Source organism: Bacteroides reticulotermitis JCM 10512 (assembly GCF_000517545.1).
Lineage (GTDB): Bacteria > Bacteroidota > Bacteroidia > Bacteroidales > Bacteroidaceae > Bacteroides > Bacteroides reticulotermitis.
This window is the reverse complement of the sequence record NZ_BAIV01000009.1, coordinates 91263-106568: the sequence shown is the minus strand read 5'-3', so window position 1 is coordinate 106568 and position 15306 is coordinate 91263. Positions and strand designations below refer to the sequence as shown.

Annotated in this window: 7 protein-coding genes and 1 pseudogene; 3 read left to right on the top strand and 5 right to left on the bottom strand. The window is 43.7% G+C overall.

The annotated features are described in order from the left end of the window. Positions 1 to 220 precede the first annotated feature (220 nt). Positions 221 to 1674: pseudogene (locus tag JCM10512_RS07365) on the bottom strand (glycoside hydrolase family 10-like protein). A 186-nt stretch (positions 1675 to 1860) separates the two neighbouring features. Between JCM10512_RS07365 and JCM10512_RS07360 the strand changes: the two are divergent. Further along, on the top strand, positions 1861 to 2094 hold the full coding sequence (locus tag JCM10512_RS07360) for a hypothetical protein (RefSeq protein WP_044161804.1): 234 nt from the start codon (positions 1861 to 1863) through the stop codon (positions 2092 to 2094). A gap of 4 nt (positions 2095 to 2098) precedes the next feature. After that, positions 2099 to 2584, top strand: a complete 486-nt coding sequence (locus tag JCM10512_RS07355) for an outer membrane beta-barrel protein (protein ID WP_044161802.1) — start codon at positions 2099 to 2101, stop codon at positions 2582 to 2584. Between the two features lie 79 nt (positions 2585 to 2663). On the opposite strand, the gene JCM10512_RS25040 is transcribed toward JCM10512_RS07355, so the two are convergent. Beyond that, positions 2664 to 3449: an ATP-binding cassette domain-containing protein gene (locus JCM10512_RS25040; protein WP_439644361.1), complete on the bottom strand. Its 786-nt coding sequence runs from the start codon at positions 3447 to 3449 to the stop codon at positions 2664 to 2666. Then, positions 3437 to 5464 carry an excinuclease ABC subunit UvrA gene (locus JCM10512_RS07350; RefSeq protein ID WP_439644360.1) on the bottom strand — a complete coding sequence of 676 codons (2028 nt, stop codon included), beginning with the start codon at positions 5462 to 5464 and terminating at the stop codon, positions 3437 to 3439. Before JCM10512_RS07350 ends, JCM10512_RS25040 begins: the two co-directional genes overlap by 13 nt. Positions 5465 to 5559: 95 nt before the next feature. On the opposite strand from JCM10512_RS07350, the gene JCM10512_RS07345 reads away from it, so the two are divergent. After that, the gene (locus JCM10512_RS07345) at positions 5560 to 7068 is read left to right on the top strand and encodes a glycoside hydrolase family 10-like protein (protein WP_044161864.1); all 1509 of its coding nucleotides are present in this window, start codon (positions 5560 to 5562) and stop codon (positions 7066 to 7068) included. A 160-nt stretch (positions 7069 to 7228) separates the two neighbouring features. Here the strand turns inward: JCM10512_RS07345 and JCM10512_RS07340 are convergent, their stop codons facing one another. Together JCM10512_RS07340 and purL are read right to left on the bottom strand one after the other, a co-directional pair. Beyond that, positions 7229 to 11206, bottom strand: a complete 3978-nt coding sequence (locus JCM10512_RS07340) for a hybrid sensor histidine kinase/response regulator transcription factor (protein WP_044161800.1) — start codon at positions 11204 to 11206, stop codon at positions 7229 to 7231. A 326-nt stretch (positions 11207 to 11532) separates the two neighbouring features. Beyond that, positions 11533 to 15237, bottom strand: coding sequence for a phosphoribosylformylglycinamidine synthase (purL, locus tag JCM10512_RS07335; protein WP_044161798.1), 3705 nt, complete (start codon positions 15235 to 15237; stop codon positions 11533 to 11535). Positions 15238 to 15306 lie beyond the last annotated feature (69 nt).

The following is a 15306-nucleotide window of genomic DNA, read 5'->3' as shown; positions in this document are numbered from 1 at the left end:
AAGGTTCTGTTTTCTGCCAGTTTCTTGATTTGTCGTCAATCTTTACTACTTTTGGCAGGGATGCTTATCACGTAAGGATATGCGACACTATTGCTTCTTTATAAAACACAGAATTCTGGTCACATAGCCAAAGAAATATATGTATGGAACGAAACGCTGGTTGTAATGTTCGACACATATCGGGAGGAAGAGGCTTACAAAAGATAGATTTACTGTATTATTACTTCTCTTGTAGGGCGACACTTTCATTGCCATACCGATCGATGGCAGTAACAGCAAAATGTTTCAGGGTTGTCCACGGAAGGATAGGGGCATAGGTATAACTCGTTGTCCGGATGCTTTGTGCGAGGATATTTTCCGATCGGGTAATGTCCACCGGATATTCATTCGACGCATAAATCACATACATCGGTGCATTCTGTGCGTCGTTATCCGTACTGGGCTTCCACGTCAGTTCGGTATATCCGCTTTCAATCGGAATAACTTTTAACTCGGTGGGAGCGGAGGGTGCTACTTTGTCGAGCCAAGGCATGGGAGGTTGCAGAGCAGGGTAGGCATAGAAGTTATCTACCAGTTCGTCATAAATCCCTTGTGTATTATCCATCACGTATTTTACTCGGTAATGCCCTTCACCCGCCATACCTTGTTTGCGGATAAAGTTGATTTGACGGTCTACCTCGTCACGTGTCCATTTCCCTTCGTCGGGATGAAGGAAATAAATGCCGAGCCCCGGAATAACCTGACGGCCATTGCTCTGTTCTTGCCAATCGAGTGCAAACGGATAAAAGCTATTGCCTTGGAAATACATCATCGGATAGATTTGGTCCTGAATACCTTCACCCAACCATCCCTGCGGATCTTGGTACACCGTATAGTAAGCATTCCATCCCCGCGAAGAATAGCGGGAAGTGTCTTTGTACTTGCCAACCGGGCAGGTACTGACTTTTACCCAAGGCTTGACGGCTTTTACACCTTTATATATATACCGAACGATTTCCGTCAGATTGTCTCTTCTCCACTGATCCAGCGTGCGGCCTTTGCCATACCGGCGGAAGTCATATTTGTCAGGGAAGAGCGGAGCGTGTTCGGGATAGCGCAGGTAATCGAAGTGAACTCCGTCCACATCATAACGATCCACTACCTCGCGTACGAGTTTCATCAGATACTCTTTCGTTCCGGGGTGTCCGGGATTGAGGAAGTATTCGTTCTTGTACGGTACACAGATATCTTTCACGCGCTTTGTTACCGATTGATTGCCCAGTGAAGCAACATGCTTTTTGTTACCCAATGGATAGTAACCATCCATGCGTGACACTCCATGCCTCGTTTATGGCACTCTTCAACGGCAAAAGCCAAAGGGTCGTAACCCGGATTTCCTCCTACTTTTCCGGTCAGAATAGAGTTGAATGGCTCGATATTGGAGGGATATAGTACATCTCCGCGTGTGCGTGTTTGGAATAGCACCGTATTGAAATTGGCGGTCTTTAGCTTGTCGAGGATATCGATCAACTCATCTTTTTGCTTCTGGATAGTAGCGGGAGTTGTTGCGCGTGTACGCGGCCAGTCTAGTCCATATACTGCTGTTACCCATGCTGCACGGACTTCATATTTGGGTTGTGCCTCAATTGTTGCCAGGCAGAGCAGTAGTAAAAGAATGCAAATGTATCGGCGCATATCCTCTCTTTTTTTGTTTTAAATCCCCGCAAAGTTAGCAAAAGTGTCGGTATTGTTGTGTGGTTCCGTGAGATTATGTTACATTTGTGTCATTAAAAACAACAACGCACGCTGGCGATATCCGTATTTTGTTTGCGTGATCGTCACCGCTGGTTTGAGCAAAAACAAAACTTGAAGATTATCTGAATGAAAAGGAAAATAAAAAAATCGACAGGGATTGCGGTTGCATTCCTAATTTATGTATCTGCGTCGGCTGCCTATCTACTACCCCGTAATACAGAAGTAGGTCAAACGGAGAAATACCTGACGGTGGCAGGAGCCTATGTTATAGTCCTGTTGCTTTGGTTGGTGCTTCGCAAGAAAGAACAGCTGCGTGAACGTCGCAAGAAAGGCGAACAAATTAATCACTTTAAAAAGTAAATGTATGAAGAAATTAGCTGTGGCTATTTGTCTGTTGGTAGTCTCTTTGGCTGCTCAAGCACAATTCGAAAAAGGTACGTGGATTGTTAATCCTTCTATATCGGGGATGGACTTCTCGTATAGTAAAAATGATAAGGCTAAATTTGGTATGGGAGTACAAGCAGGTAACTTCTTGGCCGATGGCATTGCGTTAATGATTAATGTGGGAGCCGACTGGTCGAAACCGGTAGATGAGTATACTTTAGGTACAGGTGCGCGCTTTTATTTCAATACTACCGGTGTGTATTTGGGAGCCGGATTAGACTGGAATCGTTTTCATTGGAGTGGTGGAAATCATCAAACCGATTGGGGTCTTGGAATTGAAGGCGGTTATGCGTTCTTTCTTTCCCGTACGGTAACTATCGAACCGGCTGTTTACTATAAATGGCGTTTCAACGATACGGATATGTCACGTTTCGGTGTCAAGTTGGGCTTCGGTCTCTACTTCTAAACCATACTTTAAACGAAAGCTCTCCCTGTTTGTTTATATACAAAACAGGGAGAGCTTTCGTTTTGAGACTTCTATCTTTTTAGAGTGAAGCTAGTTTTTCTTTCAGGAACTGCCCGGTATAGCTTGCTCCGCAGGCGGCAACCTCTTCGGGTGTTCCTGCTGCAACCAGATTACCTCCTTTATCTCCACCTTCCGGTCCTAAGTCGATCACATAGTCCGCACATTTAATCACATCCATGTTGTGTTCGATAATGACGATCGTATGTCCGCGGCGGATCAGTGCATCAAAAGCGTCCAATAACTTACGAATATCGTGGAAATGTAATCCGGTAGTCGGTTCATCAAAAATAAACATGGTAGGATCTGCTTTCTCCTGACTCAGGTAGAAAGCCAGTTTAACACGCTGATTCTCTCCACCGGATAGGGTAGAGGAAGCTTGTCCCAACTTGATATATCCCAATCCCACATCTTGTAAGGGGAGAAGTTTCTTGACTATTTTCTTTTGTCCGTGCTCTGTGAAGAATTCGACGGCCTGATTAACTGTCATTTCCAATACATCGAAAATGTTCTTATCGTGAAACTTCACCTCCAGCGTATCCGATTTGAACCGTTTTCCGTGGCAAGATTCACATTCCAACACCAAGTCGGCCATGAACTGCATCTCAACAGTGATTGTACCCTCACCTTTACACTCTTCGCAACGTCCGCCCTCGCTATTGAAACTAAAGAATCCTGGGGTATAAGCCATTTGCTTGGCTAAAGGTTGATCAGCCCATAATTTACGAATCTCATCGTATGCTTTGATATAGGTTACCGGGTTGGAACGTGATGATTTACCAATCGGGTTTTGGTCTATAAACTCCACATTGCGCAGGTCGCGCAGACTTCCTCCAATGGAGCAAACTCACCCGGACGGTCACTGCATTCATCCAATTCACGTTTCAATGCCCGGAAGAAAATATCTCGTACCAATGTACTTTTTCCGGAACCGGATACACCTGTCACTACCGTCATTACATTCAATGGGAAGCGTACATCAACGCCTTTCAGGTTATTCTCGCGAGCCCCTTTCAGTTCGATGTAGTTGTTCCACGGCCGGCGGTTGTCGGGGACCGGAATCTCTTCCTCGCCCAGTAGATAACGCACCGTATGACTATTGGTGCCTTTCTGGAGATCTTTCATATCGCCTTGGTATACTACTTCGCCACCAAGTCGCCCGGCATTCGGACCGATATCTATGATATAATCTGCCGCACGGATAATTTCTTCATCATGTTCCACTACGACAACCGTATTGCCCAACTCCTGCAACTGCCGTAAAACCCGTATTAATCGATCGGTATCCCGGCTATGCAGACCAATACTGGGTTCGTCCAGAATATAAAGGCTACCTACGAGGCTACTACCCAATGAAGTTGCCAGATTGATACGCTGACTTTCACCACCCGAAAGCGAGTTGCTGAGTCGGTTTAGCGTCAGGTAGCCCAGTCCGACGTCAAGCAGGAAACGGATGCGGCTATTGATTTCGATTAAGATACGGCGGGACACATCCGTGTCATGCTGATCGAGTTGCATGCTGTCGAAGAACTTTTGAAGTTCGATAATCGGAAGATCAACCAGTTCCGAGATGCTTTTACCTTCAACCCGTACATAGCCTGCTTCCGGTTTGAGTCTCGTTCCGTGGCATTGCGGGCAAAGAGTTTTCCCCCGATAGCGTGCCAACATCACACGGTATTGAATCTTATATTGATTTTCTTCCAGCATTTTGAAGAAATCATTAATACCTTGGAAGTATTGGTTTCCTTCCCAAAGCACACGTCGTTGCGCGTCCGTCAGTTCAAAATAGGGCGTAAAGATGGGGAAGTCGAATTTGGCAGCATTATGGATCAACGCATCTTTCCATTCACCCATCTTCTCACCACGCCAGCAAACAATTGCTCCGTCGTAGATTGTCAATGAACGGTTCGGAACAACGAGATGCTCGTCAATGCCGATAACTTTACCGAATCCTTCGCATACAGGGCAGGCACCGATTGGAGAGTTGAATGAGAACATCTGGTCGTTAGGCTCCTCAAATGTAATCCCATCCGCTTCGAATTTGGTGCTGTAAGTATGCAACTTAGTTTCTCCATCCGGTAGGTAGAAACGAAGCATACAGGTACCATCTCCTTCATACATAGCTGTCTCGGCGGAGTCGGTTAAGCGGCTGATTGCGTCTTTCGTAGTAGCTACCGCCATGCGGTCTACCAAGAGCATAATCTCATCCTTTTCTGATAAGACGGACTCTTTAGAAGTTAGCAAGTCTTCAATTCGTTTCACTTCTCCGTTAATATCCAATCGGGTAAATCCCATCAGTATATATTTCTGGAGAACTTCTTTCTCTGTTTCCTCCTGAGAGAATGCGCGTGACAAGCTAGTCAATACCGCATATTTAGTTCCTTCCGGATACGAAAGCATGCAATTGACAATGTCTTCGGTCGAATGCTTCTTTACTTCCTGACCGCTTACCGGACTAAAAGTCTTGCCTATACGGGCATAAAGTAAGCGTAGGTATTCGTAAATTTCAGTGGAGGTACCCACAGTAGAACGCGGGTTGCGGCTATTTACTTTTTGTTCGATGGCAATGGCAGGAGGGATTCCTTTGATGAAATCACATTCCGGCTTACTCATTCGCCCTAGGAACTGGCGGGCATAGCTGCTGAGACTCTCCACATATCGGCGTTGTCCTTCGGCATATAAAGTATCGAAAGCCAACGAAGATTTACCCGATCCGGACAGTCCGGTAATGACAACAAGTTTGTTGCGGGGGATGTCTACATCTATGTTTTTTAAGTTATTAACCCGAGCTCCTTTGATTGATATATAGTTGCGTTCAGACATAAAATACTTCTTTTTTATGGTAGGCGGCAAAGTTAGCGAATTTATCGAGAGTTTGTATTATCTTTGCGTCACATTATTACGATTTAAGAACTATGGTGAATCTGAAAAACTATCTTTTTCTGTTGGCTTTTCTTTGTGTTCTAGGAGTAGAAGCACAAGTGCCTACAACCAATATGGCTCCCAAACGGGAATTCCGGGGTGCATGGATACAAGCTGTTAACGGACAGTTTCGGGGTATTCCCACTCAACGTTTGCAACAAATACTTGTCAGTCAGTTAAACTCTCTTCAGGAGGCAGGCATTAATGCTATTATCTTCCAGATACGTCCGGAAGCCGATGCTTTATACGCTTCCCAGTACGAACCTTGGAGTCGCTACCTGACAGGAGTTCAAGGGCAGATGCCTTCTCCTTTATGGGACCCGATGCAGTTTATGATCGAAGAGTGCCATAAACGTAATATGGAGTTTCATGCCTGGATTAATCCCTATCGTGTCAAGACCTCACTGAAGAACTCATTGGCACCGATGCATATTTATAACGAGCATCCCGAATGGTTTGTAACCTATGGCGATCAATTGTTTTTTGACCCCGCGCTTCCCGAAAGCCGCGATTATATTTGCAAGATTATTACCGATATTGTTTCCCGTTATGATGTCGACGCCATTCACATGGACGACTACTTCTATCCGTACCCCATTAAGGGAGTGGAATTCCCCGATAATGCCAGCTTTGCTCGTTATGGAGGCGGATTTAGTAATAGAGGTGATTGGAGACGTAGCAATGTTAATATCCTGATTAAAAAGATTCACGAAACCATTCGCGGTGTGAAGCCTTGGGTGAAGTTCGGTATCAGCCCCTTCGGCATCTACCGTAATCAGAAAAGCGATCCGTTGGGCAGCAATACCAATGGTTTACAGAACTATGACGATTTGTATGCCGATGTGTTGTTGTGGGCACGCGAAGGATGGGTAGACTATAACATTCCACAGATTTATTGGGAGATCGGCCATAAAGCTGCCGATTATGAAACCCTGATTAAGTGGTGGGCTAAGAATACCGGAAACCGTCCTCTGTTTATCGGTCAGTCGGTTCCAAATACCATTCAGAATGCCGATCCACAAAATCCGGCTATGAACCAGCTTCCTCGGAAGATGGCTTTACAGCGCGCTTACCAAACAATTGGAGGAAGTTGTCAATGGTACGCAGCAGCGGTCGTTGAAAATCAGGGTAGATACCGGGATGCGTTGATGACAAGCTATCACAAGTATCCGGCTCTGGTGCCCACGTTCGACTTCATAGATAATAAAGCACCGGATAAAGTACGTAAGGTGAAGAAGGTGTGGACGGAAGATGGATATATCCTTTTCTGGACAGCTCCGAAAGCTGAAGCCGAAATGGATAAAGCTATTCAATATGTAGTCTATCGCTTTGAAGGCAAAGAAAAAGTAAACCTTGAAGATCCGTCACATATTGTGGCTATTACACGTGATAGCTTTTATAAGCTGCCTTACGATGACGGCAAAACGAAATACCGTTATGTCGTAACTGCACTTGACCGTCTTCACAACGAGTCCAAATCAGTAAGTAAGAAGGTGAAATTATAAGAATCACTCGATTAAGTATGATAGAAACAGCCGGATAAGAAAGGGTAGATCCCTCTTTTATCCGGCTGATTTTGTATGTATAACTCAATATGTTCGGGATGATTGCAAGGTGACTACTAAGTGCATAAAGTCTTCCTGCGGAATGATTTGAAATAAACAATCATTCCTTTTTCTCTTTCCAATACTTGCTGGGAGTTGTATTAAATTGTTTCTTGAATACTTCGCGGAAATATTTGGCATCGTTGAACCCAGTCATCTCAGCGATTTCAGTTACTGTATAGGTTTCTTCTTTGAGTAGCTGTACCGCCTTATTCAATCGGATCAGCCGGATATAGTCTCCCGGTGCCTGATCGGTTAGGGCTTTTATCTTATTATAGAAGCTGGTACGGCTCATGTTCATTAAACCCGCTAAGAAATCTACCGTCAATGCCGGATTGTTTATATTGTCTGTAATATTCCGGCGTACGGACGCAATGAACTTCCAATCAATATCTTTAGTACTGTTGATGTGTTGATCGGTTTGCTCTTCTTCTTCAAATTTGATATCCGCATACTTCTGACGTAAAAGTGCCCGGTTAGTCAACAGATTGGCGATTGTTGCTTTTAATATACCTATATTGAATGGCTTGATTACATACTCATCCGCTCCGCTCTCGAGTCCCGACAATATATTCTTGTCCTCATTCAGTGCGGTAAGCAAGATAACAGGGATGTGTGATGTCTCAATGTTATTCTTGATGAAGACGCATAATTCATCGCCCGGCATCTCCGGCATCATAATATCCGAAATAACCAAATCCGGTTTATAATCTTTAAGTAGCTCCACCGCTTCTTTACCGTTGGTACAAGTCTGTACCGCATAAAGTTCCGATAATGTTTGCAGAAGATAATTCCGCAATTCATCGTTATCCTCCACGACCAATATATGCATATTATTCGCATTCTGCTTCTGTTGCATGCTTTGATAGATGGCCTTGGACGGTATATTGTCTAAATGTGAACTGTCTATTTCTGTTTCCTTTATAACTGTGCTCACTGCTCTACGAGCATTTTTGATCTCTTTAGGGAACGTTATTTTGATTAACGAACCTTGGTTCTCCACACTATTCAGACTAATCTTACCTTTGTGTAAATTCACCAACCGTCCGACGAGCATCAATCCGATTCCGCTTCCTGTAATCTTGGAATTGATTGCATTACCTCCCCGGAAGTGTAGCCTGAAAAGCTTATTCTGCTCATGAGCCGGAATACCGATTCCGGTATCTTTCACTTCAACACTCCACGAATCACTGCTTTCGCTGACGAATATATGCACAGTTCCATTTTCCAAGGTGTACTTCAAAGCGTTTGATATAACGTTTTTCATGATCGACTCCATTTTTTCTTTGTCGAACCACACGTTTGAGTAGCGGAAGTTGCTTTCATACGTAAAGTTGATATGTCTGACCTTGGCATACGGCATAAATACATTGAATATGCCGGTCATGAATGTATTCAACTCCTGTTCCGATACATACAATTCGGATGAATATATATTCGCACGTTCGAAGTTGATCAGGTTTGTTGTCAGACGCAACAGTGCATTGACATTTCGCAAAGCTGTATTCATATTAACAACAGCCTCTTGGCTTAAGTCTTCTTTCTCCTGCATCTCCTCCAGAGGAGCTTTGATTAGCGTCAATGGTGTTCGGATGTCGTGTGCCGTATTGATGAAGAAGTCTATTTTCTCATCGGAAGCTTTACGTTGTTTACGGAGTATATAGATACGCAAGGCAGTTATTGCAATCAGTATTATGATAATCGTATAAATGAGTATCGCCCAGAAAGACAGCCAGAACGGTTGTGCGACAATAATATCGATACTTCTTTCTTCCAGTGTCATTCGTTTATCTTCGTTCGAGACTGCACGTACGAATAGTGTATATTTTCCCGGAGCCAAGTTGGTATACCGAATCGTATTTTCCGTGCTCGGCTTACTCCACTCTTCGTAAAACCCTTCCAACTTCCACGAGTATAAAATGTTGGTTGGATAATCATAGTTAATCGATGAAACCTGTATTGAAAAGATGTTCTGGTTGTATTTCAGTTCCAAGAGTTTCGTTTCGTTGATATCCTTGGATAGGGGGGAACCCGGTGATCCCGGATAAATCGTTTGATAGAATAGCTTGAAGTCACTGAATATCATCTTGGAAGAATACTGATGAGGCAATTTCCTGTTCTTGTTGAATTCAACCGCTCCGTTGTTACCACCAAAAATGAAATTATTGTTTTTGCGTAGCGTACCCGATACAGCGTTGAATTGGGTCGAAGTCAATCCCATCTCTTTGGTCCAATGATGGAATATCTTTTGGTCCGGATAAAAACTGGTTAAGCCGCTTTCGGTGCTTATAAGTATCTCATTGTCGTTGGCAGATAAAATCGTGTAGATGTTGTTCGATATCAGGGTACAATTATCCGTATTGTAGTTAGCGAATAGTTTGGTTTGCGGACTGTATATGAATAGTCCGGAACCACTCGTACCGATGTATAGCAGGCCGGTTTTGTCAGCGTACAAACTATATATATAGGTAGATTCTTCGTTGAGTTTGATTCGTTCAAATTTTCCGGTCCTTTTGTCTAATGTATAGACACCCGTGGCACAGCCGATCCACATCTCTTTCTCGTTCTTTTCGATGATGGTGGTGATTGAATTCAAACCTTCGTAAATACGTGTCTCTTTATTTTGGAAGTTGATGCGTTGAAGATTATAATAACCTCCAATCCAGATGTCGCCTTGCGAATCTTTTAGGATCTTCTGTATATACTTATCCGAAGGAACGTTTTTGTTGATAAACTTATTGGGAGTTATAAACTGGATAGCTCCACTTGATTTGTTAATCTGATAGATATACGGACCGTATCCTCCTGCCCAGATGATACCCGGAGAGACCTCACACAAAGTTGTGAATATCTGATTCTTGTTCTTTCGAGCCTGCTCAAAATTACTTAGGTAAGAATTCCATATTCCTGTTTTATTATTCAGATGGCTGATACCATTATTCGTACCAAACCATAAATCGCCATCAGAATCTTCGATGATTGAATTAACCTGATCATTCAGCAACGACTGTTTATTGCCGATCGAATGTTTGATCCAGGTATAACTTGAATATTGATTGTTGCGTATTGTAATTCCTATCGGGTAGTTTGCCATCCAGATACGCTTTTCATCATCTATATAAATATCGTTGATGCTATTGCCATTCATTTCATTGTAACGGTTGTAGTCAGCAACAATATAGGGTTCTATTTGATAGGTATCTGTGTTTATCTTATAGATTCCGGTTCCGTCCGTGGCTATTAACAGCTCCTTCTCATTGAGCGGTTTGATTTTCGAAACATTTATATCGCTCAGGAAATGTTGAGGCTGAATAATCTTTTGCGTATGACTGTCATAAACAAGAATACCCTGTTGAAACGTACCAATAAATAATTTCCCGGTTTTACCATCGAAATACAGTTCATTGATCGGTAATATTCCGCTCGTCAGTTTCTTAAGCGAGGTTAGTGATTGCTTCTGTTTGTTTAGTTGAGCGTAATGAACCCCCTTTTCTGTTCCAACGAAAAAATGGGTTTGATCCAGCTGTTTAACATTGGTAATGACTTCACCTATTTTGTTCTTTATCTTGGTTACCTTTTGCGTAGGAATATTATAGAAGAACAGACTGTCTTCATTGCACAGCCATATATTATTTGCTTCGTCGATCCAACTGTAGCTTGTCAGGGACGGTATTTGCTGATCGCTGTTTTCCGGTAATTTGTAAACGAGTTCAAAATGGTCGTGCAGGCGGTCATACCGAAAGATTCTTCCTTTTCGGCCAACTTCCCACAAAGTACCTTCCTTATCGATATATAGCCAATTAAAGTTCAGCAACGAATTTACTTCCTGATTGCCATCCATTAGTTGATACCGTTTAAACTCTTTGCCGTTAAAACGATCGATTCCTTCGTGAGTCAGAAACCACATATAGCCTACGGAATCTTTTTGGATATAGTATACCCTTCGATTGCTCAGCCCGTCTTCTACCCCCAAGTATTGATAAGTTTGTGCTAAGCACATTAGAGGGGCTAGCAAGAAAAGAAAAATCCATTTTTTCATATTAACAGGAACTTTAGGATTAATAAATCTTGTTCTATTTTGAGGGGGGAGATTTACAAAAGTAAGAAGATTTTTTGGATATGCAAAATTTTAGAGGAAGATAAGGATACGCATTGTTTTAAAGCGATTGCGACGCTTTAGGGTAAGGCTTAGTGCGTTTATTTGTTGAGAAATATTTCCAATCCATATTTTGTCTACGCATCGGGGGAGGTGTAGACGGAGGAAAATAAAAGACTGCTACTTTGATTGGTCTCCGGGAGTATTTAATCTCACATTTCGGAGAGCAATCAAAGTAGCAGTCTTTATTTATTTTACAGAAGAAAAGGTTATTTTACCTTGCCTTCGATCCAGCGGCGAGCGTTGACAAATGCTTCCATCCACGGAGTTACTTGATCGTTCTTTACTCGGTCAGTCGGATAATATCCGTTTTGCCAAGGAAGAATCGAACGTTCCGGGTGTGGCATCATAGCCAAGTGGCGTCCATCTGCGCTAGCCAATGCAGCGATCGAATAATCCGATCCATTCGGATTGCCCGGATATTCATCGTAGTTGTATTTGGCTACAACATTATATTTGCTCTCGTCATACGGAAGAGAGAATTTACCTTCACCGTGAGCTACCCATACACCGATCTTGCTTCCGCTCAACGAACCGAACATTACGCTACGGTTTGTTGGAATGGTGACACTGGTGAACTCTGATTCAAACTTATGCGAATCATTGTGAAGCATCTTGCTCTTCTTCTCATGTTCGGGGTTGATAAGTCCCAGTTCGATCATCAACTGACAGCCGTTACAAATACCTAGCGAAAGTGTATCTTCACGCGCATAGAATTTATCAAGCGCTTCTTTAGCTTTCGGGTTATACAAGAAACCACCGGCCCAGCCCTTGGCAGAACCTAAAACGTCGGAGTTGGAGAATCCGCCTACATACGTAATCATGTTGACGTCTTCCAAAGTCTCACGACCGCTGCTGAGATCTGTCATCGTGACATCTTTCACATCAAAACCTGCTAGGTAAAGTGCGTAGGCCATTTCACGTTCACTGTTCGATCCTTTTTCACGGATAACGGCAGCACGGATGCCACTTGGAGTCCGACGGCCTGCGTCAAGCCCATATTGTGAAAGCTTTCCTTTGAACTCCGGCATGAAAGCTAGCTCTAAAGGTTGCATCTTATAGTTTTCAAAACGCTTCTTGGCACAACCATTCATCGATTGCTTGCGGTCGAGCAAGTAAGAAGAAGAGTACCATACATCACGCATATGATCGATACCAAATTGGTAAGTAGCATCCTCTTTAGTCACGAGAATGTGGCGTTCGTCGGTTGGTTTACCCAATTTGACATATCCCACACCTGCTTCTTCCAATATCTTATTAACTTCCTCTTTGTGCTTGTCGCTGATCTGGATAACAATACCCGGATTTTCTGCAAACAAAACCTTCACAAGGTCATTTTCCTTAATCTGGTTGAGGTTGATATCCAATCCACCTTCCACATTGGCGAAGCACATTTCGAGCAGGGTCGTAATCAGACCACCGGCTGAAATATCATGGCCGGCTAGAATCAGTTCCTTGTGAACCAATTCTTGTACAGCCAAGAATGCGTCGCGGAAATACTCCGAGTCCTGTACACAAGGAACCTCGTTACCTACTTTGCCCAATGATTGTGCGAAAGCAGAACCACCGAGTTTCAGTGAGTCAAAGCTAAAGTCGATATGATAAAGCGTTGTTTTTTCATCATTCACTAATACCGGAGAAACAACCTTCTTAACGTCTGAAACTTCAGCTCCGGCAGATACGATAACCGTTCCCGGAGAAATCACCTTCTCGCCATTCGGATATTTCTGAGTCATTGACAACGAGTCCTTTCCGGTAGGAACATTGATTTGCAGTGCACAGCAGAAGTCGCTCAGCGCTTTTACCGCCGTATACAAACGAGCATCCTCACCCTCTTGTGAGCGGCATGGCCACATCCAGTTGGCAGAAAGAGAAATGCTGTCCATGCCATCAACTAGCGGAGCCCATATTAAATTGGTAAGCGATTCAGAAACAGAAAGAATAGATCCTGCTGCCGGGTTCGCCAAAATAGCTTGCGGAGCATGGCCAATCGAAGTAGCGATTCCTTTTTCTCCCCGATAGTCCAGTGTTACAACTCCACAGTCGCTCAGAGGCAACTGAAGTTCGCCCTGGCATTGCTGACGAGCTACCCGGCCTGTTACAGAGCGGTCTACCTTATTCGTTAGCCAGTCTTTACATGCCACAGCTTCAAGCTGCAATACATTCGTTAAGTATTCATGAAGTTTCGACAATTCATACTCAGGCATCTTATAATGACGCTCCACAGTCTTGTCGATCATATATGTTTTCGGAGAAGAACCGAACATTTGGTCTACAGCCAAGTCAAACGGACGTACGCCATCGGCTTGTTGGAAAGAGAAGTGATGATCGCCTGTCGTTTCGCCAACCACATACATCGGTGCCCGTTCGCGTTCGGCAATCTTGCGAACATGATCCAGAGCTTCCTCTTTAATAAGTAATCCCATACGCTCCTGACTTTCATTCGCGATGATTTCTTTAGCTGACAATGTTTTGTCTCCGATAGGCAATTTGCTCATGTCGATCAAACCGCCACTTTCTTCTACCAATTCCGATAAGCAGTTGACGTGTCCGGCAGAACCGTGATCATGAATGGATACAACCGGATTCACATCCTCTTCGCAAAGCGCGCGAATTACATTGTTCGCCCGTTTCTGCATCTCAGCATTCGCACGCTGTACGGCATTTAGTTCGATACCGCTGCTATAGCGTCCGGTGTCAACCGAAGAAACCGAACCGCCACCCAGTCCAATGCGGTAGTTATCCCCTCCGATAACCACTACTTTATTACCTACTTCCGGTTTACCTTTCAGGCAGTCGCGTTCAGCGCCATAACCCACTCCACCGGCAAGCATAATAACTTTGTCATAGGCATATTCTTCCTCGTTTTCCGCATGTTCAAATGTCAATACGGAACCACAAATCAGCGGTTGGCCGAATTTGTTACCGAAGTCGGATGCACCGTTAGAAGCCTTTATTAAGATCTGTTCCGGAGTTTGATATAACCATTCCCGAACCGGTAGTATATCTTCCCATTCGCGTCCCTCTTCAGTACGCGGATACGAAGTCATGTACACAGCAGTACCGGCAATCGGCCATGAGCCTTTACCGCCCGCCATACGGTCACGAATCTCACCACCTGTACCGGTTGAAGCTCCGTTGAACGGTTCAACAGTTGTAGGGAAGTTATGAGTTTCCGCTTTTAGCGAGATAACGCTTTTGATTTCTTTAATCCGGAAAAAATCGGGTTTAGAATGATCTGCCGGAGCGAATTGCTCAATAACCGGGCCTTCTGCAAAAGCCACATTGTCTTTATAGGCAGAAATGATCTTATTGGGGTTTTCCTGAGTTGTCTTCTTGATTAATTGGAATAAAGACGATTCCTGCTCAACTCCATCGATGATGAACGTACCACCAAATATTTTATGGCGACAGTGTTCGGAGTTAATTTGGGCGAATCCGAAAACCTCTGAGTCAGTAAGTTTACGTCCCAAATCGTTTTCCATCTTCTTCAGATAGTCCATTTCTTCTTCCGACAATGCCAGTCCTTCTTTCTCATTATACACCTCTAGATTATCGATGTAAAGGATTGGTTCCGGTTGCCGGTTTGTTGTGAATATTTCCTGATTAAGCCCTTTGTACATGCGTTGCAACATGGAGTCGTAATCGGCGTTTTCGTCTTGAACCGGGAAATACTCTTCAATGCGGCTAAGTCCTTCAATCCCCATGTTCTGGGTGATTTCTACCGCGTTTGTACTCCAGGGAGTGATCATTTCGCGACGTGGTCCAACGAAGTAGCCTTTCAAGTTTTCTTCACTTTCCGTCACAGCTTCGCCAAAAAGCCAGCAGAGTTTATTACTATCGTCTGAGATGAGCGGTTGATTACTCTCTACGGCAATCACGCTCTTGGAAGGGGTTCTGAAAAAAAGAATCATGTGTCTATTTTGAATTTACAGATTTTTCTGTGTGCAAAGATAAACAAAATCGTATTGCTTCCGATATAA